The following is a 25520-nucleotide window of genomic DNA, read 5'->3' as shown; positions in this document are numbered from 1 at the left end:
CATGGCAAAATTTACAAAACATACTGGGCTAGTCGTTCCTTTGGATGCGGCTAATGTTGATACAGATGCAATCATTCCAAAACAGTTTTTACAGAAAGTAACACGTACTGGATTTGGTAAACATGCCTTTCATGAATGGCGCTTTTTAGATGATGCTGGCGAGCAGCCTAACCCTGAATTTGTCTTGAATAAACCCCGCTATAAAGGTGCCAGTATTTTATTAACACGTGAAAATTTTGGATGTGGCTCATCTCGTGAACATGCTCCATGGGCACTTGCTGATTATGGATTTAAAACCATTATTGGTTCAAGCTTTGCCGATATTTTTTATAATAACTCATTTAACAATCAATTATTGTTGGTTAATTTATCCGAAGAAGATATCGATGAGCTATTTAAAATTGTCGAGACAAATGAAGGCATTGAATTTACCATCGATTTAGTTAATGAAGTGGTCATTGCCGGCGACAAGCAATATACATTTAAAATCGATGCATTTAAACGTCATTGCTTGTTAAATGGGTTAGATAATATTGGCTTAACTTTACAACATGAAGAAGCGATTAGCGACTTTGAACATAAGATCCCTTCATTTTTAGCTTAACTTTAACTTTTGGGCGCTTATTTGCGCCCATGTTTAAAATAAGCGATATATATCCAAAAATTTAAATTCAACTTTAAAGCTGTTTACGTTGACTTGATGGTGGAATTGATAAGGCTTCACGGTATTTTGCTATGGTGCGACGTGCAATAATAATACCTTGTTCTTCAAGCATCGAAACTAATTTACTATCACTTAATGGCTTTTTAGTATTTTCTGTCGATATATATTTTTTAATTAATGCTTGGATAGCAGTAGATGAAACCTCACCGCCTGAATCATTATTAACATGACTTGAGAAAAAGAATTTAAGTTCATAAATTCCACTTGGACAATGCAGATATTTTTGAGTTGTTACACGAGAAATGGTCGATTCATGCATATCAATGGCCGTTGCAACATCAGACAAAATCATTGGCTTCATGTATTCAGCACCGTGTTCAAAAAAGGCTTGTTGATGCTCAACAATAAATTGGCTAACCTTTAATAAGGTTTCATTACGATTTTCGATACTTTTAATAAACCAATTGGCCTCTTGCAGATGAGATCTAATATATTGCCCATCACTTTCATTAGCTAATTTTACCATATCGGCGTATTGCTGATTAATGCGTAAAGCTGGTACAGTATCGCTATTTAGATACACAACCCATTTTCCTTGTACTTTTTTTACCATAACATCAGGTATGACATAGTCTGGAGAAGCAGTATTAACTAAATCACCAGGATAAGGTTGTAAATTTTTAATAAAATCAATAGCATACTTTAATTGTTCATCTGTTGTATTTAACACCTTTTTTAAGTTTCTATAATCGCGTATGGCTAATAAGTCTAAATGATTATCGATAATTTGTTTAGCTAACGGGGGAGTGTTTAAATATTGAATTTGAATAGACAAACACTCTTGCAACGATCTGGCTCCAACACCAATAGGATCAAAATTCCATATTCGTTTCAATACTGCTTCAACTTCGGCGATTTCAATTTCATCATTACCTTGCTCTTCAAGTATTTCTTCTGTTGAAACTGTTAAATAGCCTCTCTCATCTATAGCTTCAATAATAGATACTGCTATCGCCCTATCAGTATCGCTAAAGGGTGTTAGTTCAAGTTGCCATTCTAGATAATCATGTAATGTTTCGTGAGTTTCACCTTGATAGATAGGCAATTCATCATTACGATAATCTGAGTTAGTTCCAGATGGAGTTCCAGCGCTATAAATGTCATCTAAAGATGCATCCAGTGGAATATCATCAGGAATTTCTTTGCTATCTAAAGCCTCACGCGTATCAATGTGTTCTGTTTCATCATTTTGTTTAACGTTAACTTCGTCATATTGATCATCAATTTCAAGCAATGGATTGTTTTCAAGCGCAGTTTGAATTTCTTGTTGGAGTTCTAAAGTTGACAACTGTAGTAATTTAATCGCCAATTGTAATTGTGGCGTCATCGATAACTGTTGAGAAATTTTCAGTTGTAAACTTGGTTTTATCATAATCTAAATTCATTACCTAGATAAACCCTTTTAACATATTCGTTACTTAGAATATCATTTGGGGTACCTTCAGCAATTAAATGCCCTTTATTGACAATATAAGCTCGTTCACAAACATCAAGCGTTTCACGCACATTATGATCGGTAATCAAAACACCCAGCCCTCGATCTCTAAGATGTTTAATAATATGTTTTATATCTATTACTGAAATCGGATCAACTCCCGCGAAAGGCTCATCAAGTAAAATAAACTTAGGATTGGCCGCCAATGCTCGAGCAATTTCAACTCGACGTCTCTCACCACCAGATAAAGATTGCCCTATACTGTCACGAATATGAGTAATATGGAATTCTTCAAGTAATTCTTCAGCTCGATTAATTTTTTCTCTTTTATCAATATCATTGCGCGTTTCTAAAATCGCCATAATGTTATCAATAACCGAAAGCTTTCTAAAAATAGACGCTTCTTGTGGTAAATAACCAATACCTTTTTGCGCCCGTTCATGTAAAGGCAAAATGCTAATATCATGATCATCAAGATAAATCTTTCCAGCATTTAAAGTAACAATACCAACTACCATATAGAAAGTTGTGGTTTTACCTGCGCCATTTGGTCCTAATAATCCAACAATCTCACCTGAATTTACAGTTAAGCTGACATTTTCAACAACGCGTTTTTTCTTATATACTTTGACCAGATTTTCCGCTTTTAAAATTGACATTTTATTTATTCATCTCTTTAATTTGGTTTGGGATGATAGTACTTTTTACTCTTTCATTTTTGCCTGGGTGCGCAGAAATTTGTTGTTTTTTCACATCATAACTAATAAGTTGACTAGTAATGTGATTATCTTGTTGAAATAATTCAGCATTACCTTTTAATGTCACATTATTTTGCTTCACATCATAAATAATTAGAGCAGAATGCCCCGTAACAATTTTATTCTTTTCAGGGAGTATCTGTTTAAAATTAACTGGTTTGCCATAAGCAGTAATTTTTTGTTTTGATGAATCTTGCATATCCGTAATAACGACTTTATCTGCAATAATGGTTAGCCCTTCTTGCACAACATGCACATTTCCACTAAAAGTAATCATATTTTTTTCAATATCAATTTGTTGATTGTCGGCGTCAATGGTAATCGGCTTATTATCAACAAGTGTTTTTTGTTCTTGTTTTTCAGCCGGTGATTGATTGTTAAAATCAGTTGCAAAGCAACTAAATGTTACAGGCAGCAATAAAAATAGTGAAATAACGACCTTTTTTTGCGAACTCATGTTTTACTTTACCTCAGTATTATAGTATGTTTTTATATTTTCTAGAATATCGGCTGTTTTGGCTTGTAAATCTCCATTTAATCCAATTCCTGTTGAATAAAATCCGGCTCCCTTAAGTATAACTGGATCTTTTGATGTCACATGCTGTGTTGTTAAATCAACTACCGCATTATCGGTAATTACTTGATGTAATTGTGCATCGGGAATCAAATTATCCAATTGAACATCTTGATAAAGGTAAATGAGTTTATCGTTAGTTAACGTTGCTTTTTTAGCACGGATATGCCATGTTGCTACATGATCTTTATCATAAAGTGTTAAATTAGGTAAATCAAACTCTGTATTTTCCGTATCATCAAAATACCAAACATGGACAGATTCAATTTCATAAAGAATTTCGCCTGATATATCATAAACTTTTGTAATCATATCATCACTTTGATAGATCGGCGTATTAGGTAAAATTGCTGTTGGTTGTGTAGTTACATCATCATTTTTTTGATAATTATAATAGGCACCAATAATTATGATAAGAAGTAAAATATAGATTAAATTTTTTTTATTCATAACATAAGTTAATCACGCAATTAAAGTTAATTGAAATTAGGGAAAATTATTATTTTAATAAAATAAAAACTTCGATTATTCTACTTTATTTTTTATTAAATTAATATCGAACATTAAAATAATGTTAAATCGTTTTTTGGCAATAAATCAAAATTATTAACATGTGAGATGAACGAAGAACCAGGATCCCCATTTTATTAATTTGTTTATTTGTCAGCTATCATTTTGAGCAATAATCTCAACATCTCCATTAGATAAATTTCAAACATAACCAACTAAACTTAGTTTTTGGGTTTACTGATAAGTAAAAAACGAAACCCTACACCTTACATACGACCGACAACATTTATTTTAACTTTCTTAATCATTTTGTAACCTTATTTTATTATAATTCGAACATATTTATTTTAATGATAAAATACTAATTTAGATTCTAAATACGAAATATAATTTCTTACCATGGTAAATAATTTATATAAAAAATAAATACTAAATTTCTAGTTTAATTTTAAACTCATTAATAACTTTACTATTACTAAACTTTTAATTATGAACTAAATTTATTTCTCAATAAAATAAACACGAATAAATAATTAAAACGATAGAAATAAAAATGTTATTAAAATATAGAAAAAGCCTGCTCTTTATTTAGCTATTTTCAATATTAAGCTACTATACCTTTGATTCATATTCTTTTGCCAATACTAAAATTGATTAAACAAAGAAATTGGCAGAGTTATTGATGAATTTAATGGTGGAAAGCCTATTATAACGGTAACATCTATAATGTAATTGGAAGAAATATTACTAAGAACGGTTATAACTTAGGCCAAAAACATCAACATGTTGGATTTATAAAAATCTATTATTATCAGTGTGTTAATCATAAATTATTCAAAATAACTATGGACATGTTGCCATGGTAAGTAAGGTAACTGACAACGAAATTCCATACCAAATGTAAGCAGTGCAGCAACTTCGACTTTAGTACTTAAAAATGGAAAATGGATAATAGAGAATTATAGCGTTTTAGGTTATTTACGAACATATTTAATTATTCCTCCAATATTCTTTTAAATGATTGTAACAAGCTATTTTTAAAATAAATTATCTTTCTGTACAAAAAGTTATAGATTCTAACTTACCTGATCATAAAAATGATCGGTAAACTAGAATCTCAATGCTACTTATAAATAACAGAATTTATAAACGTAATAATTGGGGTTGGTTATAACATGTTTTCTTCATTAACTATACCTATAATTGAGCCATAATTAATTATATTTTTAACATTAGATTGAATATAGATCGAATTGACTAGACCATGCCAATCATTTTTAAAATTATCAGCTTTTAAACGGATATGCATATCTGATAGTAATTTTCCTTCATTATATATATCCTTTGCACTAATATTTATCATATTACCCATATTTATATAGCCATAATTAATGAACTCTGTCGCATTAATATTGATATTTTCCGATTTTATATTTCCTTCCCAATCGTTTTTAAATTTATCGCTTGTTACAATTATATTATTGTTAGCCAAAATTTCTCCATTATTATATATATTATCAGCATTTATATTTAGATCATTTGTAGCAGATATACTTTTATAGTTTTGGAACACTCCACCAATAATATCAATGTATTGCCCAATAACATCACCTTTCCAATCATTTTTAAATCGATTACTACTTATTCCTAACGAATTATTTGAGGATAATGTGCCTTGGTTATACACATCATAAGCATTGATATTTAGCTCTTTTACAGCACTGACTTCTTTATGATTATCAAATTTTCCACCTACTATAGAAATATAATCAGCTTTTATTACACCATTCCAATCATTCTTGAAATTATTACTTTTAATCGTAACATCTCTATTAGCTAATAATTGTCCATGATTATTGATATCTTGAAGGTCAATAGTTAGTTTATTAATTGCATTAAATGTACCATAATTTGTTAAATTAAAATCCCCCCCCATATCGTATTGAGTTAACCTAATGTTATTAGCCTTTAATTTGCCGTTCCAGTCATTTTTAAAGTTATTACCTTTTATTAATAAATTATTTCTTGCCAATATTTCGCCTAAATTATATTGCTCTTTATTGTCTAAATGTACTTCATCAACACCGCTGACTAATCCGTAATTTTCAAATTTATTAGTTAATAAGTTAACAAGATTAGCTTCTATTTTACCAAACCAATCGTTTAGTAAGTAATTACCAGTCATACGCAAAATCTGAGATACTTTAAGAATGTTTTCATTTTTGACTTTATTAGAATCAATATATAATTGTCGGCCTAAAATTTCACCATGACTACCATTAACAAACTCTTCAGCATCAGAAACTTTTATTATTTCACCATGTATATTTCCATCGTTGAATAATTTTTCTGTATTAAAAGTCATAAAGTCTTCAGAATAAATCGTTCCTTTTTGTTGGTTAATAATATTTTGACCATATACAGCGATATTAAATTTTGAGAATAACTTACTAAAGTTACTTAAATCATTTGTATGGATCTCTAATTTAGAGCTAGCATTAATCTCACCATAATTCTCAATAGCTTTTCCTATCAAATTAATATCAATTGAGTCAATAACGCCATACCAATCATTTTTAATTTTGCCACTTGAAATGGTTATTTTTTCTGCTGATAAGTTACCGTTATTTTCGGTCTCTGACGCAGTAATTTTAACTTCACCATTTGCTTTGATAACGCCATAATTTTTTCCTACATCACTATTAATAGCAATATTTTTTGCTGAGATTTCACCATTATGACTATTTGTAAAATCTTTACTATCAGTTGTAATAGTTTTTATTGCAGTCAATTTACCTTGATTTCCTATCCAGCTTCCTGCTTTTAAATCAAGATTTTCTTGAGCAACAACACTACCTAGGTTTTTAATTTCTTCTTTACTCGTAAAAGTAATATTTTTTTTGCTTATTGCATTACCATGGTTTTCAATACCTTTATTACTAATTAACTCCACATCTTGTACTGCATTGATATTGCCTGAATTAATTATTTTACCGTCAGCAGAAATCAAAATTGAACCAGCACTTGCTCCTAATCGACCATTATTACGCACTCCTACTCCATCTTCAGTACCAATCATTTTTATTTTACCTGCATACATACCACCTAAAGCTGAAACATCAATACCAAACTCTGGTTGATCTAGATTATTAAATCCGTGTTTCTCGATATTATTAAGTTCAGCATTTACATAACCTCTGCCTGTTACAACAGTTATTTCTTTATTTGCCCATAAATCAGCGTTAATAGTTACACTACGCGCTATAATATCTGTATAATCTTGTCCAGTATTTTTTAGACCATTACCTGTAATTTCAATATGCCCACGATCAACTTGATAACCTTTTAAATTTCCATCCTGTAATATAGGCTTACCTGTGGTTAACGTCGCTCGTTCGGCATTTATAAAGCTACAGCCATCGCAGGTTATACCCGCTGGATTAGCTATAATTACTTGTGCTTTTTGACCAGCTACTTCGATAGCCCCATTTAATTTACTAATATTCCGCGAATTAACTTCATTTAAAATAACTTTGGCACTATTTTTTAATAATGGATTACCAATAGTTGATCCAGCCAACTGAGTATTTGAATTATTAACAGAGTTATTAAGAATTACTCCGTGTTTTGACACATCAAATTGAGTATATTTATTGTGCGATACACCTCGATTATTTGGTGCTGCAATATTGATAATTGTGGTACCATTATTCAGTTGTCGAATATGAGGTTGTTGATATTGATTTGCATATGAATCGACAACAATATTGTTAGCATAACTTGATTCAACTATACTGATCATCCCTAATGTAGCATAAGACAGAAAAATCAATGGTTTTAAAGCGCATAATTTTGCTCTTTTAGTCATGTCTTCTTTGATATTATTAGTTTTTGCTTTACAACTATTGCTTGCAATTACTTGATGTGATTTAGCAATTTCCGATACAACTATAAATAATCCACGCGCTTTATTAAAAACGATTCGATAAAAACTTTTGTTCATAATTTATTTCACCTTTTATTTCTTTTCACCTAAATTTTCTAAAATAAGAGCATATTCACTTTTATTTTTAAAAAAACTTATAGTTAATATATATCCACAATTAAACAACAAAGATAACAACTAATATTACAAGCTTACCAAATACGCAATATTAGTTCCCTACTACATAAAAAAATAACATCTGCACTATATAATTCATTTATAGCTAGATAAAACTAGTCATAATTTTTAATGTTTTACTACAAGTTATTACTCTCAATTAAAGCAATCTTGCCATTAGCTTATTGAAAATCTATCTAAACTATTAAGAAAACTATATTTTAAGAGTGATGAATTCAGTTTTAAAAATTCAATTATTTCCAAATCACTATTTAATAAAAAATTTAATTATTAATATGTTATTAAATATAATTAATAACATAGTTATCTTTTATTGTGCGTATCATAATTTCTCACTGAAATCTACTATGTCAATACATCTAAAAATATCAAAAACTCATATATGTCATTTACTACAACTCGCTCATTCAATGAGCTTCTTATACTTTTAATTTTTGTAATTAATAGTAAAGAAATTTAACACTATTTAGATAATCCAACCTTGATATGATAATCATTAAAATAATATTTGGTCAAAGGTTTTATTTATAATTTTTTATTTTTATCACACTATTCATTTAATAATGGATTACTTAATTTTCCACACACAGTAGTATCCAATTTATTAATCATGCAAAGGAATATCTGCAAACATGTAGTAATAATCAACAGGTCGGTAGCCTTTTATACCTATTGTCCAACGGATTAACGTTTCCCTAATAAATACTCGGCATTACTATTTGGTATTTCTTCTATCATCTACCTCATATATAACTTCATTTTTTCTAAGGCATTTGCTATTATTTTTATATTCTCGGTTAAGTTTATATTAATTTTATTATCTATTTAACTTTATAAAAATATTAAAGAATTAAAAAAATTTTCTAATCAGATAGAAATGTAATAAGATCTATTAATTGGCAATACAGCAATAAAAAATTTAAGTAAATAGTAGGCAAATATTTTGATCTTATTAATTGATAACTATGACTCCTTTACGTTTAATATTTACGATTATCTTTGTCGAGCAGGTGTTAAGGTTGCTGTTATCAAAAATGATGAAATGACGATTGAACAGTTAAAAAAGTTAACTTTTTCTAAAATTGTTATTTCACCTGGTCCTGGAACACCCAATGATGCTGGTATATCACTTTCAGTGGTTGACACGTTTGCTCACTGTTGTCCAATTCTTGGAATTTGCTTAGGGCACCAAGCTATCGCACAACATTTTGGCTATTCGATAACTAAAGCCCCCTCTCCCATGCATGGCAAAATCGATGAAATCACTCATGATAGGCAAGGCTTATTTTTAGGACTTAAAAACCCTCTTTCTGTAGTACGTTATCACTCTTTAATTGCTTACAATAAGCTTTTGCAAAAAAATTCACCACTAATCGTCACTGCACGTAACAAACAAGGACTAATCATGGGTCTACGTCATAAAACACTACCAATTGAATCAGTTCAATTTCACCCAGAAGCCATAAAAACCGAATCAGGATTGCAAATGATGTATAACTTTGTTCACAAGTGCTATTAATATGAAAATCTATATTGATTTTGAAGGTCAGCATAAATGCTTTTGTGATCCAATAAAAATTTTAAAAGCAGATGATTATACAACTGTAAAACAACAATTAGATGAGATAGAAAAGTTTACTCAGCAAGGTTATTATGCGGTGGGCTATCTTACCTATGAATGTGCAATGGGGTTCAATAAATCAAACAGAACTAAATTTATTCATAATTCAACCAATAATGGGCTACCATTACTTTTATTTGGTATATACCAAAATTTTTCAATTACTGAATCAACAATAATAAACGATTATGATCCTTTTAAATTTGATTTAAAATGTGATACATCAATTGAAGAATATCATAAAAAAATTGACTTCATTCGTTCACAAATAGAGTTGGGTAACACCTACCAAACTAATTATACGATTCAATTCAGTACAGCCTTTAATGCAACCCCGCTTGATTACTACCATTTTTTACAAAAAAATAATCAAGCACATTATTGTGCATACCTTGAATTTGAGGATTCCCATATCTTATCCATTTCACCAGAGCTATTTTTTAAATTAAATAATAAAACCATAATAACAAAACCAATGAAAGGCACAACTGCCCGCGGTATGAATAATCAACAAGATGAGCAACAATTAGTCCACTTATTATCTGAGAAAAACCAAGCCGAAAATATGATGATTGTTGATTTATTGCGTAATGATTTAAGCAAAATTTCACTCCCTGGCTCTGTTGAAGTGCCTAATTTATTTTCTATTGAAAAATATCCTACCGTTTGGCAATTAACTTCGACAATTCAAGGTAAATTGAAAGAAAACACAAGTTTATATCAAATTTTTCAAGCTTTATTCCCTTGTGGTTCAATAACTGGAGCCCCAAAAACAAGCACAATGAAAATTATTACACAAATTGAAAATTCACCAAGAGGAGTTTACTGCGGAACCATTGGTTATATTGAACCATATATGAAAAAAGCGATATTTAATATCCCAATTCGAACACTAACCATTCATAATCAACAAATGCATTATGGTGTTGGTGGCGGAATTACATGGGATTCAACAGCCCAAGATGAATACAATGAAATTTTGGCAAAATTAGCAATATTAAATCGTATAGCTTCAATACCAGAAAATATAATTGAATCAGTATTACTTGAAGAAGGAGAACTGTTTTTACTAGATGAACATTTAGCAAGACTCGCAGAATCTGCTTACTATTTTGATTTTAAGTGTGATATTAATGTAATCAAACTAACACTTATAAATTTAACCAACTCCTTATCTAAAAACAGTTATAAAATTAGGGTGTTACTTAAAAAAAACGGACAATTTAGTATCGACAGTGACCTTATAAATAAACCTATTAGTATTAATAAGATTGCCTTAGCACCACATTGTGTTGATAATAATAATGTTTATTTATATCATAAGACATCTAACCGTCACCATTTTCCTAAGTTAACTGTTGGCAAAGAATTTATTAATTTCAATCAACACAATGAAATAACTGAATTTGTCAATGGTAATATCGCATTACTAATTAATAATCAATGGGTGACACCTAAAACATCATCCGGTTTACTCGCAGGCACAATGCGACAATTTTATTTGGAAAAACATCAATTGCTGGTAGAAAAAACCGTTTTAAAAGATGAGCTTTTATTCGCTGAAAAAATCGCTTTTATAAACAGTATTCGCAAATGGGTAACTATCGATGATAATGTATTTAATCAATTTAAAAATCAATTAACATAATTTAATAATTAATATTAAAACCTCCGTATTGATTATGACTGAAAAATTTTGTTTTATTAATATTTTTTATTAGTGCTTTATTAAATTTGCAAAATCTAATTCTTCATCCTGCCAACCTTTTGATAACGCTTTGACTAAAGCATCATAACCGTTATTGGTTAAAGGAATATAATGTTCAAATGATTTAGCCCAAATATTATTATGACTATCTATGACTACCCAGCGCCCTTTTATAACCGCATCACCAGTATAACTTCCATGAAAACCATCAATAAATAATTTAACTGTTAACGTGGGCGTAGTGATTGATTTACTTGAAATTAGATAATTAGGCAAAAATACTGTCAAATCTTGCTCCAGACGCCCACTTAGCTGTTGTGATAATGAAGATGCCCATAAATTTTGTGTTGCAGTAACATACTTAATATTTTCAGTTTGTAAAACAATACCTGGTTTATTCAAAAAGCTAGCAACATTAACTGATTCAATCCAAATAAAACGATTAGCTGTTTTTAGTGTGTTAGAAGGTTGCTTATTCACATCACTAGTTAATTGAAAATAGCTTTTATCTACTCCTCCTGAAGAACAACCCACTAAAGTTATTAATGATGTAACAGTTACTATCACCAAAAATCTTCTCATAATTTTATTCATTATTTTCTACCTTTTGCTTTTGGTTGTTCATCTTGTTTAGTTGGTGCTGAAAATATAAGTGCATTACTCTTATCATTAAGTGTATTAAGTAATGGAGTAAGTTCATCCATCATTTGTTGTAATTTTTGTAGATTTTCTTTTATTTGATTATTCATATCTGATCCAGGTTGCAACTCTCGTAAAGTATCACTTAATGATCGTAATGTTTTTTGCATATCTTTTGGTATATTTTGCATCTCTTTACTAGACATAATCTGATTTAATGAGTTCATCAAGTGCTCAGTTGAAGCCAAAGATCGATTAAGTTGATTCATTGTTTTATTTAATGGTAAATTATTGAAATTGTCCAACACTTGTAATATTTTTGATTGTATCTGAGCGATACCTGCTGATGTTGTATCAATAGTATCATAACCAAACTGCCTTGATGTTTTTACATTATATTGATCTTTTAAATCAGGGTAAAAATCGAGATCAATATAAAGAGCTCCTGTGAACAAATTTGATGTTTTTAATGAAGCTCTTAAACCTTTTTCTTGTTCTTTCATTATCAATGTTGAAATATCGATTTTTTCATCAACCAATTCTGTTAGCCGTTCAGGTTCAATTTTAATTAATACAGGAACTTTTTGATTTAATATTGATGATTCTTTTAACATTTCATCTGTATAAAATGGCACTTTACTTACTGTACCTAGCCTTATACCATGATATTCAACAGGGGCACCTACATTTAATCCAGATATTGAGTCTGAAAGCATAATAAGAAACTCTTTATAATCCGTATACTGTGATTCTTGTATCGATTTCTTATCATCATATAATGTATATATGGCATACTGTTTTGCTGGCGCACCTAACTTAGAGCCATCTGGCAAATCAAAACTAATACCACCTGACATTAAAACATCTAAAGAAGGGACATTTAATCTTGCACCAGCTGAAGATAAAGTTAAATTTACGCCACCTTCTTTCCAAAAGCGAACATTTTGTGTCACTAATGCATCGTAAGGTTGAGTTATAAAAATTTGGTATTTCATTTTACGCGCATCCACATCAAATACTGAAGTCTCAACGTTACCTACCCTATACCCACGAAACATAACAGATGCACCTCTTGGGATCACACCAGTTTGATCGCTTTCTAAATTCAGCCGAATCCCTTTTATACTTGGATCTGACAATGGTGGGTTATCCGATAGAATGAAAGGGATATTTTTAAAATTATGTGTATCGTTTCCTGCTGCTAACTCAATATAGACCCCAGATAAAATAGTACCTAATCCTGTCACTCCATCTCGACCAATTTCAGGTTTTACCACCCAGAAAATAGAATCATTTTTCAATAATGGTTCCATATCATTATAAATACGGCCTTTAATTACCACTTGTTTATAATCTTTTGATAATGTGACTTCATCGACAATACCGACATCAACACTTCGATTTTTAATGACCGTTTTTCCTGCGATAATACCATTTGCATCTTTAGCAAGTAAGATAAATGAAGTGCCTCTATCAGCAAAATGGGAATAAATTATCCAAAGCCCAACAATTGCAGTCACAATCGGAATAATCCAGATTGCTGAAATAGCTCTTATTTTAATTATTCTTGCGAATTTATGTGAATTTGTCATATTATTCCTATAACATTAATTTCTAATTGGTCTACGATCCCATATTAATCGAGGATCAAATTTTTGAGATGCAATCATAGTAATAATGACTACTGTTGCAAAAAATGTCACGCCAATATCAGGATAAACTCCCATCATTTGCTGATTTCTAATTAAAGAACAAATCACAGAAACCACAAATATATCAATCATTGACCACTTGCCAATAAATTCGACTACACTATATAACTTTTTCATTTTTAGACAGTTACTTTTATTTTTCCATTTTACAGTCAAAGCAAAATAGCAAAGCCAACTTAATGAAATGATTTTTAAAATCGGAATTATTACACTAGCAGTAAATATAACCAGTGCCACAGGTATATCACCAACTTGCCACATATAAATCACCCCATCCATAATCGTTGAACTTGATGATGAACCAAAGACAACGGTAACCATAATCCCATATAAATTAGAAGGAATATAAATAATCAATGAAGTTGCCAATAAAGCAATTGTCCATTGTATTTTATTACGATTCCTAATTTTACTTTTTTGCTTACACCTAGGACATTTTACATAATAAACAGGTAAAATAGCTTGACAACATCCGCAAAGTTTTAAATTCTGGCTAATTCCCGTTTTACCAGTTTTTAACACACCATCTGTAAAATTATTGCGATGAACTTCTTGCCAAATTGCTTCCGGTGAAAAAATAACTATCGATTTTATATAAAAAAATACAAACAAACAAAATGCCCAAAAAGTACTAGTTATCCCGATATCGCCATAACTCATTAATTTAACAAAACTGACTAAAATACCAGTAAGAAAAATTTCAGGCATACACCAGTATTGGAGCTTTTTATAAACAATAAGAAGATCTCTTTTACGGTACTTAGATAATTTTATTTTAGAACATAGCAAAGCAATAATTGATAAATTAACAATAGGAAAAAGTAATACAAAAAGAATAAAAAGCGCTGAAATATAGCTATATTTATCAAAAAATAAGATATCAGGAATATCTAAAATACTCACGCCATTAAAATTTCCAACAAGCCTAATGTCAATAAAAACAAAATTACAAGCGATTATAATCATTGTTAATGAACAAATGGCATATATAATTGCTTTAAACTTCATATTAGCCTCATTTTTAGCTAATGTCGTATTACAACGAGGACAAACAGCTTTATGTTCTAAAATAACGCCCGAAACTTCTACAACTAAATCGCAGTGGGAGCACAAAACATAATCGTAATGTTGTTTATCAAGTATCATTATTTTCCTTTATTTGAACCTTACATTAATATGTAAAGATAGTTAAGATTAGCATAGCATTTAAGTTCGATTCTTTAAACATTTTTGCTAAAATACTTACGTGTAAAACTCTATTAATACGCTTACTATAAAATGGAAATTTGTTTGTCATAAGAACCAATGATATTTTTTAGAAAATAACCAACAGAATTAAACTATAGAATTTGATTTAATAAAAATTTTACTAAATTTAAACAAAAAAATAATCTCTAATCAAAATATTATTTAGACTATATAACAATTTACCTCTGCCTTTTTTGAACATTTTAATAATGAATTAAAAAGATTAATAATTATTCACCTTCATACTTGAATATAACGATTTCAACACCATTTTTTAAATTCAAACATAATTATTAATATGCATTATTATAAGTATTCTTAATTATTTGCTTAGCTAATTTGGTATTTATTTAAAATAAAAAGACTTGATACTGTATAACAATACAGTATAATGTAGAACTATATCCTTACACATTGGAATTTTATTATATGAATGAAAACAAACAACGCGCACTTTCAGCAGCACTAAGTCAAATCGAAAAACAATTTGGTAAAGGTTCAATCATGCGTTTGGGTGATACTCAAACTTTAGACGTTGATGCTGTTTCTACCGGTTCATTAGGACTTGATATTGCATTAGGTATCGGTGGTTTACCAATGGGGCGAATTGTCGAAATATTTGGACCAGAATCATCCGGTAAAACAACACTTACCTTATCAGTCATAGCACAAGCTCAAAAAGAAGGTAAAACTTGTGCATTTATTGATGCTGAACATGCACTCGATCCAATTTATGCGGCTAAATTAGGTGTTCAAGTTGACGACTTATTAGTTTCTCAACCTGATACAGGAGAGCAAGCTCTTGAAATTTGTGACGCCTTGGTTCGTTCAGGTGCTGTTGATGTTATTATTGTAGACTCAGTGGCTGCATTAACACCTAAAGCAGAAATTGAAGGAGAAATGGGTGACTCTCATATGGGGTTACAAGCACGTTTAATGTCACAAGCGTTACGAAAACTAACCGCAAATATCAAAAATGCCAATTGCTTAGTCGTCTTTATCAACCAAATTCGTATGAAGATTGGTGTCATGTTTGGAAATCCAGAAACAACCACAGGTGGTAATGCACTTAAATTCTATGCATCTGTTCGTTTAGATATTCGCCGTACTGGTGCAGTAAAAGAAGGAGAAGATGTTATTGGTAGTGATACTCGAGTTAAAGTAGTTAAAAATAAAGTTGCAGCACCATTTAGACAAGCAGAATTCCAGATTCTTTACGGCTGTGGTATTTCTAAATATGGAGAGTTGATCGATTTAGGAGTAAAAAATAAATTAGTAGATAAAGCTGGAGCATGGTATAGCTACAACGGTGAAAAAGTAGGTCAAGGTAAAGCTAATGCAATTAAGTTTTTGCAAGAACATCCTGAGATTGCTAACGAGCTTGAAATAAAATTACGTGAATTACTACTAAATAATCCTGCTATTTTTTCTGCTGAAGATGAGGTCATTTCATCAGAGGATAAAAGCTTTGAATAATGACTAAAAAACTCAATAAGTTAATCTTAAATAAAGCTGTGCAATTACTTGCACAGCGCGATCATTCATCGTATGAATTAACAAAAAAAATAATATTATATTTTACCAACAAAATCGCTCATTCAAATGACGATGATTATCAAGTACATTTAAATCAACTTAATACAGAAATCAACGATGTTATTGAATACTGTGTTAGCCAAAACTGGATAAATGATAGTCAATATATTCAAAAGTATATTACTATGCGAGCAAATAAAGGTTATGGAAAATATAAAATTGCACTTGAATTAAAACAACGAGGTTTACAAAAAGATCTCAGCTATGACCTTCTAAATAAGTCGAATATAGAATGGTCAAATATTGCTTATAAGCAATTAGTTAAGAAATTTAAAAAAATTGATCCAAAGAATAAACAGCTGTGGCAAAAAAGCATACAATTTTTATTAACAAGAGGCTATACACAAGATGATATAAAAAATGTGCACAGTTTGTTGACTTGAACTTATAAAATATCTAAAATACTTTGCAACAAAATTAAGACAATACCCATTACGAATAAAGCTCGCTAGGTCATTTATTTTTCCTTATTTACTTGTAATATAAGCTAGATTCACTGCAGATATATAGAATATTTGTATTTCAACTTTAGTTGTAAACGGGTATATACTATGTTTAAAAATCTATCGTTTTATATGGAAGCATAAATGAAAAGTACTGCAGAAATTCGTCAAAATTTTCTTGACTTTTTCCAAAGCAAAGGACACGAAGTTGTCGCTAGTAGTTCCCTTGTTCCACATAATGATCCAACGTTATTATTTACTAACGCTGGGATGAACCAGTTTAAAGATATATTTCTTGGTATTGATAAGCGTTCTTATACCAGAGCGACTACATCACAACGCTGCGTACGGGCAGGCGGTAAGCATAATGATCTTGATAATGTAGGTTATACAGCTCGACACCATACATTTTTTGAAATGTTGGGTAATTTTAGTTTCGGTGACTATTTTAAACGCGATGCTATCTATTTTGCTTGGGAATTACTGACCAGTGAAAAATGGTTTAATATTCCTAAAGAAAAATTAACAGTTACTGTTTATGAAACTGATGATGAAGCATTTTCAATTTGGGAAAATGAAATTGGTATACCTAAAGAACGCATCATTCGTATAGGTGATAATAAAGGAGCACCCTATGCTTCTGATAATTTTTGGCAAATGGGTGATACAGGACCTTGTGGACCTTGTACAGAAATTTTTTATGACCATGGTGATCATATTTGGGGAGGTCCCCCAGGAAGTGCTGAGGAAGATGGTGATCGATTTATCGAAATTTGGAACATTGTCTTTATGCAATTCAACCGTAATTCTAATGGTATTATGGAACCTCTTCCTAAACCGTCTGTAGATACAGGTATGGGACTTGAGCGCATTGCAGCTGTATTACAGCATGTCAATTCTAACTATGAAATTGATCTGTTCAAAAAATTGATCCAAGAAGCAGCGAAGATTATAGAAACAAGCGATCTTGAAAGTAAATCGTTACGTGTTATTGCAGACCATATACGTTCTTGTGCATTTTTAATATCTGATGGTGTTTTACCATCTAATGAAGGTCGTGGTTACGTATTGCGACGTATTATTCGACGTGCAGTGCGCCATGGTCATATGCTAGGCGCTAAAGGAATTTTCTTTTATAAACTGGTTAAACCATTAATTGATGTAATGGACATTGCCGCAACGGAGCTTAACCAAAATCGTAAAATTGTCGAAGATACATTAAAAATTGAAGAAGAACAATTTTTAAAGACGTTAGAACGTGGCCTATTTTTACTTGATCAAGAATTAGTAAAAATAACAGGAACCATATTACCAGGCGATGTTGCATTCAAGCTATATGACACTTATGGTTTTCCATTAGATTTAACCGCCGACGTATGTCGCGAAAAAAATATTACTATTGATGAATCTGGATTTAATCAATGTATGGAAGAACAGCGAAAAAGAGCGCGTGAATCAAGCTCATTTAGTGTCGATTATAGTAATGTTATAAAACTTGATGATAAAACAGAATTTTTAGGTTATCAAGATACAGAATCATTAGGCAAAGTGATTGCCATTTTTAAAAATGGTCAAAAAGTTGAATGCATTAATGCCGGTGATGATGCTATTGTCATCTTAGATAAAACACCTTTCTATGGTGAATCAGGTGGTCAAATTGGTGATAAAGGTTTATTAACTTCTGCGAATCTAGAATTTAGCGTTTTAGATAGCCAAAAATACGGTAAGAGTATTGGTCATTTGGGCCATGTTATCAAAGGATCTTTAAAAGTTGGTGATAATGTCACAGCAGCAATTGATATTGAGTTACGTGAGCGTATCCGTCGTAATCATTCAGCTACACATTTATTACAAGCTGCTTTACAAAGAATTTTAGGCAATCATGTCCATCAAAAAGGATCACTTGTTAATGAAAATTATCTGCGTTTTGACTTTTCACATAACCAAGCCATTACGCCAGAACAAATTAATGAAATTGAGAACCTTGTGAATCAGCAGATTCGACATAATTTGCAGGTTGACATCGAATTTATGCCAATAGATGATGCAAAAAACAAAGGTGCCATGGCGCTATTTGGAGAGAAGTATGAAAACATTGTTAGGGTTTTAACAATGGGTGATTTCTCAATAGAACTTTGTGGTGGAACACACGTAAATCGAACTGGTGATATTGGGTTGTTTAAAATTACTTCTGAATCGAGCATTGCTTCTGGTGTGCGCCGTATTGAAGCCACAACAGGGCAAAATGCAATCGAGTACATACACCATGAATCCAATTTGTTAAATCAGATTGAACAACTGGTTAAAAGCGATAAATCGACAGTATTAGCGCGGGTTGAACAATTGATTTATCAAACTAAGGTATTAGAAAAAACAATTGAGCAATTGAAAGCACAAAAAGCCAGCCAGGAAAGTGCTCAACTACTCAATCAATGTGAAAAAATTAATAATAAAAATTTACTAATTGCTAAACTTGAAAATGTCGAAGCGAAAGCATTACGTACAATGGTTGATGATCTTAAAAATCAATTGAAAACTGGAGTAATTATTTTAGCTGCTATCAATAATGGCAAAATCAATTTAGCCGCTGGTGTAACAAATGATCTAATAACAATTGTTAAAGCTGGCGAATTAGTATCTGAATTGGCATTAAAACTAGGTGGTAAAGGCGGTGGGCGGCCTGACTTCGCCCAAGCAGGTGGAATGGATATTTTGGCATTACCAGGAGCGTTATCTTCTGTGAAACAGGAAATCAGTAAAAAATTACAAGCAGGTTAGTAAACTTGCAAGTTTTTGAAAAGCAAATGAGTAACCTGTAAAATCCATCTTTGTTCTTATCGGTGGTGGCTAACGAAGCTACTTTTATAATAATTTGGATATATTAATAACTGAGAGTAGGAGATCTAATGTTAATATTAACTAGGAGAGTAGGTGAGACACTAATTATTGGTGACGATATTGTTATTACAATTTTAGGCGTAAAAGGCAACCAAGTAAGAATTGGTATCAATGCACCTAAAGAAGTTTCTATTCATAGAGAAGAAATATATAACAGAATTCATCAAGCTCAGCAAAACAAAATTGATGAAAATTCTGAGCCCGATGAGTAATATTGGGCATGAAATAAACAACTAGAACGTGGAAACAAAAAAATGTTTGACTTATTTTTTGTAAAACGTAATATGTGCGCCACACATTATGATTTTGTTGTTCAATTGAAGTCGTAGTTGTTTTTGGTGAGATGGCCGAGAGGCTGAAGGCGCTCCCCTGCTAAGGGAGTATGCGGTCAAAAGCTGCATCGAGGGTTCGAATCCCTCTCTCACCGCCATTTTTAAAAATTAAAATATGCATCCGTAGCTCAGCTGGATAGAGTACCCGGCTACGAACCGGGCGGTCAGGGGTTCGAATCCCTTCGGATGCACCATTTTAAGAAATTCAAAATGCATCCGTAGCTCAGCTGGATAGAGTACCCGGCTACGAACCGGGCGGTCAGGGGTTCGAATCCCTTCGGATGCACCATTTTTTTACGAACTTACACGCATCCGTAGCTCAGCTGGATAGAGCACTCGGCTTCGAACCGAGCGGTCAGGGGTTCGAATCCCTTCGGGTGCGCCATTTCGGTTGAATCCCGATATAAATCTAGTATACTACACCAACAAATATTAATATTTATTATCAATCTGCTTTTTTGATTTAAATGTTCTACTAGCTATATTAGAATAACAACTAAAGTAGAAAGATATCCTCTAATAGATGACAATGGACTTTTTTTATGTTGGACCCGAATTTACTCCGAAATGAATTAGATCTCGTTGCTAACAAATTAGCACGACGAGGCTTTAAATTAGATATTAATACGATTCGTCACTTAGAAGAAAAACGCAAAGTATTACAAGTTGAAACCGAGAACTTACAAGCCGAACGTAATGCTCGTTCAAAAGCAATTGGCGAAGCAAAAGCACGAGGCGAAGATATTACAGCTGTTCGTGAAGAAGTCAATAAACTTGGTGAAAAACTCAATAGCGCTAAAGCAGAGCTTGATATCCTACTAAGCAAAATTAAAGATATCGCTTCCACTATCCCAAATATTCCTGATGACTCTGTTCCTGATGGAAAAGATGAAAATGATAATGTTGAAATTTCTCGCTTTGGCACACCAAGAAAATTTGATTTCCCAATTCAAGATCATGTTGCATTAGGAGAACGCTTTGGTGATCTTGACTTTGCAGCAGGGGTAAAACTCACTGGTGCACGTTTTGTGGTTATGAAATCACAAATAGCACGCTTACATCGTGCTATTACTCAATTCATGTTAGATTTACACACAGAACAGCATGGTTATGCCGAAATTTATGTACCGTATTTAGTCAATCAAGCGACACTTTTTGGAACAGGACAATTGCCAAAGTTTGCAGGTGACTTATTTCATACTAAACCGCTTGATGAAGAAACTGAAAGCAGCAATTATGCATTAATTCCAACTGCCGAAGTACCTGTAACTAATCTTGTGCGCGATGAAATCCTTGATGAAAGTGTATTACCATTAAAAATGACAGCACATACTCCTTGCTTCCGCTCTGAGGCTGGCTCTTATGGTAAAGACACTCGTGGCTTAATTCGTATGCATCAATTTGATAAAGTAGAATTAGTTCAAATTGTTAAGCCTGAAGAATCGATGAAGGCATTAGAAGAGTTAACTGCTCACGCAGAAAAAGTATTACAATTACTTGAATTACCATATCGAAAAATTGTGTTATGCACCGGCGATATGGGTTTTGGTTCTTGTAAAACCTATGATCTTGAAGTATGGGTACCAGCTCAAAATACTTACCGAGAAATTTCTTCTTGCTCAAACATGTGGGATTTCCAAGCTCGCCGCATGCAAGCTCGTTATCGAAATAAAGCTGATAATAAAACATATTTAGTACATACACTAAATGGTTCTGGTCTAGCTGTTGGACGTACACTTGTTGCTATTATGGAAAACTATCAGCAAGCAGATGGTTCAATTAAAATTCCATCTGTTTTAGTACCTTATATGAATGGTGTTGAGTTTATTAAATAACTCACATTATCTTAGAGAATAGCGCTATCTATTAGCGCTATTTTTTTATTAATAAAGGTGAAAAAAATGATAAAAGGTGTAGCGCTTTCAATACTGGCATCATGTCTATTTGGGTTACTTTATTACTACCCAGTTTTGTTACACTCCTTATCTGTTGTTGATATTTTTTGTTGGCGATTACTAACTTCATTTCCTGCAATAGTTATATTAATCATTGTTGGAAAACAGTGGTCAGTTATAACTGCACTTTTTAGACGAATAAAACAACAACCACTTTTTTTATTAGGGTTATTATTTTCTTCTGTTTTGCTCACAATACAGATGATGATTTTTATTTGGGCACCACTTAACGGACATGGATTATCGGCATCGCTAGGTTATTTTTTATTACCACTAGCAATGGTGATTTCTGGGCAAATCTTTTATAAAGAAAAACTCAGCTTCTTACAAAAAATAGCTGTTGCACTTGCAGTTTTAGGCGTTGCTATTGAAATTTACATCACTGGTGCTTTCTCATGGGAAACCGCTGTTATTGCTTTGGGATATCCGATCTACTTTATAACAAGGCGCAAATTGCGAATAGATGGCATTGTGGGCACATTTTCTGACTTTTTCTTTATCTTCCTAGGATGTCTTATATATTGTGCCTTAAATTATCATTTAGACAAGATAACCAGTGATCTTGCTCATTTCCCGATTTATATACCAACCTTGGGGATCATCACGGCGATTGCTTTTGCAATCTATTTTGTTGCAAGTCGCTTACTGCCCATGGGATTATTTGGTTTATTGGGATATGTAGAGCCAGTATTGCTAACCGTTATTTCAATATTATTTTTGCATGAAAAAGTTTCATCAGAGCATATTGTGTCATATGGATTTATTTGGTTATCTGTTTGCGTTCTAGCTTTTGAAGGTGGGATTTTTGTTATACGTGCAATAAAACGAAAAAGATTACAATAGATACTTAAAGAGGCACAATTGAATGTGCCTCTTATAAAACAACCTATCTACTATTTACTAAATGTAACATAATGACCATAGCTTTCTAAAATACCTTGGATCCTATCAAGGGTTTCTCTTGGTGGAGCCTCAACGCCTTCCAACTTATATTTATCACCAATCGTATCCCATTTATATGCACCTAGTTTATGATAAGCAAGTAATTCTACACGCTCAATATTATCCATCCCCTTAATAAATTTACCAAGCAGATGTGCTGAATTATCATCATCAGTCCATCCAGGAACAACAACATAACGTATCCAAGTTCGTTTATTAATTTTTTGCAGGTATTTAGCAAATTCAAGAACTCGTTTATTTGGCACACCAACTAATTTTTGATGTATTTCATCATTGACTTGTTTTAAGTCAAGCATAACCAAATCAGTAACATCCATCAGCTTGTCCATTGTATTATCTAATTGCCTTGCATATCCATTGGTATCTAAGCAAGTGCTAATGCCTTCTTGTTGGCAAGCTTCGAACCACTCAATAATAAATTCGGATTGCAAAGTTGCCTCTCCACCTGAAGCGGTAACTCCACCACCATTTGGCATAATAAAACTCTTGTAAGAAATAATTTCTTTCATCAACTCATCAACGGTGACTTCTCGCCCTGCTTTCAAATCCCAAGTATCCCGGTTATGACAATACAAACAACGCATTAGACAACCTTGAAAAAAAACAATGAATCTGATACCTGGTCCATCAACTGTACCAAAAGATTCAAAAGAATGGATACGACCTTTAATAGGTTCTTTTGTTGTCATAATAATATTTTGTGCCATAAATGTTTTTCTCTATGTTATTGCCACATTGCTTTTAAGCTTATTTTAACTTAGATGATGCATTACATATACCGATTATGCTAATCAGCTATAATTTTTATATAGTTAATTATACCGAACAAATCAGAATAATATTCAATTAAATTTGATCAAATGCCAACAAAAATAATAAAAAAATAGCGCCCTTAAAGGCGCTATTTCAATTCAATTATTAAGATAACTAAAGTCGGGTAGCAACGACACATTACTGTGTCGCCGCCCCCTAAGAACTGTACGAGCGAATTTCTCCGCATACAGCTCAAGCCTTCCTATTAACTTATTGCTAAGTCGGTTTCAATACGTCTAACTTCAGTGCATGAACTTTAGTATGACATACAGGGTGTAATAATATTCTGTTTTCCAGCTTATTATCTCCCCCATGTACACGGTATATAATATGATGGTCATGCCAACCTGTCTCTTTTGTGATAGGTAACTGACATAATCCACAACGCCCTTTTTGTTCTTTATACAGCCTTTGCCATTGACTTCTGTGCGAATAATCTTCGTACATCCGTTTTTGGTAAAGCGTTTCGCCGTATAATTCCCATTCAGGTAAAAACGGATTGTATTCCGATTTCACCTTTACATGACGTTTAATTTCTGTCTTACTGCACAGCAGTAATTCCATCCATTTCTTTTCACCGTGTCGATTTATTGTGTGTGTGCCAAATATCCAGTCCCTGTTTTGTATCCTTGTAAAATATTTCTCTTTTACAAATCGTTTCCGTCTGTTACTGTGTCTTCGACAACACCAACGCCAAATCGCTTTCCAGACTAAATGGTCTACTTTACTGTACGTTTCTTTAGCAACAATGCTACGGTGATAGTTAGCCCATCCCCTTAACATTGGATTTAATTTTGCTATTAGTATGTCCTGCTTAACCATCTTCATTGCACTTATTGTCTCTTTTACCTTGCGATAAAATGCTTTCACATTCTTTTTGCTTGGTTTAATCAACAATTTGCCTTTAAATGATTTTACTGTCCACCCTAAGAAATCAAATCCTTGCTCGATATTAACAATGCGCGTCTTTCTTTCAGATAAGGTTAATCCTCTCTCTTTCAAAAATTCACGCATTACTGGTATAACTTCATTTTCCAGTAATTCTTTCGAACTTCCGGATATAATAAAATCGTCCGCATATCGAACCATATACACCTTATTGGCTCGCCGTTGTCTATTTCCTACTACACCGAAGTGTTTCGTTAATAGTTCGTCCATACCATCCAGTGCCATGTTCGCCAAAGTCGGTGAAATAATACCCCCTTGCGGTGTACCTTCCTCCGTCCGCTTGACCTGCCCCATATCCACTACACCCGATTTTAACCATTTTGCTAATATCCGCTTATTCATCGGAATATTTTCAATTAACCAATCATGGCTTATATGGTCAAAACATCCCTGTATGTCGGCATCCAATACCCATTGCGCCGTTTGTCTCATTTGACTCCCTTTGCGTGAGAATATCTTATGCACGTGGCTAATCGCATCCGCCGTTGAGCGGTTGATGCGAAATCCATATGAGTTTTTA

At 32.2% G+C, this 25520-nt stretch carries 19 protein-coding genes and 4 tRNA genes; 13 read left to right on the top strand and 10 right to left on the bottom strand.

The annotated features are described in order from the left end of the window. Position 1 precedes the first annotated feature (1 nt). Complete coding sequence (gene leuD / locus A9G48_RS07890) at positions 2–604, top strand: 3-isopropylmalate dehydratase small subunit (protein WP_034943564.1); 603 nt, start codon at positions 2–4, stop codon at positions 602–604. 73 nt (positions 605–677) lie between these two features. Here the strand turns inward: leuD and A9G48_RS07885 are convergent, their stop codons facing one another. The 5 genes from A9G48_RS07885 to A9G48_RS07865 form a co-directional block, all read right to left on the bottom strand. After that, complete coding sequence (locus A9G48_RS07885) at positions 678–2093, bottom strand: RNA polymerase factor sigma-54 (RefSeq protein ID WP_065576067.1); 1416 nt, start codon at positions 2091–2093, stop codon at positions 678–680. Then, complete coding sequence (gene lptB, locus A9G48_RS07880; RefSeq protein ID WP_034943566.1) at positions 2093–2818, bottom strand: LPS export ABC transporter ATP-binding protein; 726 nt, start codon at positions 2816–2818, stop codon at positions 2093–2095. Before lptB ends, A9G48_RS07885 begins: the two co-directional genes overlap by 1 nt. 1 nt (position 2819) lies before the next feature. Then, a complete protein-coding gene (gene lptA / locus A9G48_RS07875; RefSeq protein ID WP_051825025.1) occupies positions 2820–3374 on the bottom strand; it encodes a lipopolysaccharide transport periplasmic protein LptA in 555 nt (184 codons plus the stop codon). A gap of 3 nt (positions 3375–3377) precedes the next feature. Beyond that, entirely contained in the window at positions 3378–3941 is a 564-nt protein-coding gene (gene lptC, locus A9G48_RS07870; protein WP_034943568.1) for an LPS export ABC transporter periplasmic protein LptC, read from the bottom strand. A 1228-nt stretch (positions 3942–5169) separates the two neighbouring features. After that, positions 5170–8004, bottom strand: a complete 2835-nt coding sequence (locus tag A9G48_RS07865; RefSeq protein WP_034943570.1) for a two-partner secretion domain-containing protein — start codon at positions 8002–8004, stop codon at positions 5170–5172. Positions 8005–9067: 1063 nt separating this feature from the next. Here A9G48_RS07865 and A9G48_RS07860 point away from each other — a divergent pair. Continuing rightward, entirely contained in the window at positions 9068–9643 is a 576-nt protein-coding gene (locus A9G48_RS07860) for an anthranilate synthase component II (RefSeq protein WP_065576044.1), read from the top strand. 1 nt (position 9644) lies between these two features. Then, positions 9645–11393, top strand: coding sequence for an aminodeoxychorismate synthase component I (gene pabB / locus A9G48_RS07855; RefSeq protein WP_034943575.1), 1749 nt, complete (start codon positions 9645–9647; stop codon positions 11391–11393). A gap of 69 nt (positions 11394–11462) precedes the next feature. Here the strand turns inward: pabB and A9G48_RS07850 are convergent, their stop codons facing one another. Genes A9G48_RS07850 through A9G48_RS07840 form a run of 3 tightly spaced genes read right to left on the bottom strand, consistent with a single transcriptional unit; the run spans position 11463 to position 14950 of the window. After that, complete coding sequence (locus A9G48_RS07850) at positions 11463–12047, bottom strand: PqiC family protein (RefSeq protein WP_034943577.1); 585 nt, start codon at positions 12045–12047, stop codon at positions 11463–11465. After that, positions 12047–13684: an intermembrane transport protein PqiB gene (gene pqiB / locus A9G48_RS07845; protein WP_034943579.1), complete on the bottom strand. Its 1638-nt coding sequence runs from the start codon at positions 13682–13684 to the stop codon at positions 12047–12049. The genes A9G48_RS07850 and pqiB overlap by 1 nt, the downstream gene beginning before the upstream one ends. 15 nt (positions 13685–13699) lie before the next feature. Then, positions 13700–14950: a PqiA/YebS family transporter subunit gene (locus A9G48_RS07840; protein ID WP_034943581.1), complete on the bottom strand. Its 1251-nt coding sequence runs from the start codon at positions 14948–14950 to the stop codon at positions 13700–13702. 531 nt (positions 14951–15481) lie between these two features. Between A9G48_RS07840 and recA the strand changes: the two genes are divergently transcribed. The 10 genes from recA (at position 15482) to rarD (ending at position 23119) form a co-directional block, all read left to right on the top strand. Next, positions 15482–16528, top strand: a complete 1047-nt coding sequence (gene recA, locus A9G48_RS07835) for a recombinase RecA (RefSeq protein ID WP_034943583.1) — start codon at positions 15482–15484, stop codon at positions 16526–16528. Next, positions 16528–17031, top strand: a complete 504-nt coding sequence (locus A9G48_RS07830) for a regulatory protein RecX (RefSeq protein ID WP_034943585.1) — start codon at positions 16528–16530, stop codon at positions 17029–17031. Before recA ends, A9G48_RS07830 begins: the two co-directional genes overlap by 1 nt. A gap of 204 nt (positions 17032–17235) precedes the next feature. Next, positions 17236–19869 (top strand): alanine--tRNA ligase, encoded by a 2634-nt coding sequence (gene alaS / locus A9G48_RS07825; RefSeq protein WP_034943587.1) that lies wholly within the window; start codon positions 17236–17238, stop codon positions 19867–19869. Positions 19870–19997: 128 nt separating this feature from the next. Further along, complete coding sequence (gene csrA / locus A9G48_RS07820) at positions 19998–20201, top strand: carbon storage regulator CsrA (RefSeq protein ID WP_034943589.1); 204 nt, start codon at positions 19998–20000, stop codon at positions 20199–20201. 125 nt (positions 20202–20326) lie between these two features. Beyond that, positions 20327–20419, top strand: a tRNA-Ser gene (locus A9G48_RS07815). Positions 20420–20438: 19 nt separating this feature from the next. Then, positions 20439–20515: transfer RNA gene (locus A9G48_RS07810), tRNA-Arg, on the top strand. An 18-nt stretch (positions 20516–20533) separates the two neighbouring features. Then, a tRNA-Arg gene (locus tag A9G48_RS07805) sits at positions 20534–20610 on the top strand. Between the two features lie 19 nt (positions 20611–20629). After that, a tRNA-Arg gene (locus A9G48_RS07800) sits at positions 20630–20706 on the top strand. A gap of 157 nt (positions 20707–20863) precedes the next feature. Next, the gene (gene serS, locus A9G48_RS07795; protein ID WP_034943591.1) at positions 20864–22156 is read left to right on the top strand and encodes a serine--tRNA ligase; all 1293 of its coding nucleotides are present in this window, start codon (positions 20864–20866) and stop codon (positions 22154–22156) included. 66 nt (positions 22157–22222) lie between these two features. After that, positions 22223–23119, top strand: a complete 897-nt coding sequence (rarD, locus tag A9G48_RS07790) for an EamA family transporter RarD (protein WP_034943592.1) — start codon at positions 22223–22225, stop codon at positions 23117–23119. 50 nt (positions 23120–23169) lie between these two features. Here the strand turns inward: rarD and pflA are convergent, their stop codons facing one another. Together pflA and A9G48_RS07780 are read right to left on the bottom strand one after the other, a co-directional pair. Beyond that, positions 23170–23946, bottom strand: coding sequence for a pyruvate formate lyase 1-activating protein (gene pflA, locus A9G48_RS07785; RefSeq protein ID WP_141670316.1), 777 nt, complete (start codon positions 23944–23946; stop codon positions 23170–23172). A 322-nt stretch (positions 23947–24268) separates the two neighbouring features. After that, positions 24269–25520 (bottom strand): group II intron reverse transcriptase (locus tag A9G48_RS07780; protein WP_081299262.1); only part of this gene is annotated, 1252 nt, incomplete at its 5' end.

It is taken from the genome of Gilliamella sp. wkB18, assembly GCF_001690875.1.
In the GTDB taxonomy this organism is placed as follows: Bacteria; Pseudomonadota; Gammaproteobacteria; order Enterobacterales; family Orbaceae; genus Gilliamella; species Gilliamella apicola_A.
This window is presented reverse-complemented; position numbering and strand designations above follow the sequence as displayed.

Excerpts from the sequence above, each read along its gene's own strand:
- leuD (WP_034943564.1), top strand. The coding sequence starts at position 2 with ATGGCAAAATTTACAAAACATACTGGGCTAGTCGTTCCTTTGGATGCG.
- lptB (WP_034943566.1), bottom strand. The coding sequence starts at position 2,818 with ATGTCAATTTTAAAAGCGGAAAATCTGGTCAAAGTATATAAGAAAAAA.
- lptA (WP_051825025.1), bottom strand. The coding sequence starts at position 3,374 with ATGAGTTCGCAAAAAAAGGTCGTTATTTCACTATTTTTATTGCTGCCT.
- lptC (WP_034943568.1), bottom strand. The coding sequence starts at position 3,941 with ATGAATAAAAAAAATTTAATCTATATTTTACTTCTTATCATAATTATT.
- A9G48_RS07865 (WP_034943570.1), bottom strand. The coding sequence starts at position 8,004 with ATGAACAAAAGTTTTTATCGAATCGTTTTTAATAAAGCGCGTGGATTA.
- pabB (WP_034943575.1), top strand. The coding sequence starts at position 9,645 with ATGAAAATCTATATTGATTTTGAAGGTCAGCATAAATGCTTTTGTGAT.
- A9G48_RS07850 (WP_034943577.1), bottom strand. The coding sequence starts at position 12,047 with ATGAATAAAATTATGAGAAGATTTTTGGTGATAGTAACTGTTACATCA.
- pqiB (WP_034943579.1), bottom strand. The coding sequence starts at position 13,684 with ATGACAAATTCACATAAATTCGCAAGAATAATTAAAATAAGAGCTATT.
- A9G48_RS07840 (WP_034943581.1), bottom strand. The coding sequence starts at position 14,950 with ATGATACTTGATAAACAACATTACGATTATGTTTTGTGCTCCCACTGC.
- recA (WP_034943583.1), top strand. The coding sequence starts at position 15,482 with ATGAATGAAAACAAACAACGCGCACTTTCAGCAGCACTAAGTCAAATC.
- A9G48_RS07830 (WP_034943585.1), top strand. The coding sequence starts at position 16,528 with ATGACTAAAAAACTCAATAAGTTAATCTTAAATAAAGCTGTGCAATTA.
- alaS (WP_034943587.1), top strand. The coding sequence starts at position 17,236 with ATGAAAAGTACTGCAGAAATTCGTCAAAATTTTCTTGACTTTTTCCAA.
- csrA (WP_034943589.1), top strand. The coding sequence starts at position 19,998 with ATGTTAATATTAACTAGGAGAGTAGGTGAGACACTAATTATTGGTGAC.
- serS (WP_034943591.1), top strand. The coding sequence starts at position 20,864 with ATGTTGGACCCGAATTTACTCCGAAATGAATTAGATCTCGTTGCTAAC.
- rarD (WP_034943592.1), top strand. The coding sequence starts at position 22,223 with ATGATAAAAGGTGTAGCGCTTTCAATACTGGCATCATGTCTATTTGGG.
- pflA (WP_141670316.1), bottom strand. The coding sequence starts at position 23,946 with ATGGCACAAAATATTATTATGACAACAAAAGAACCTATTAAAGGTCGT.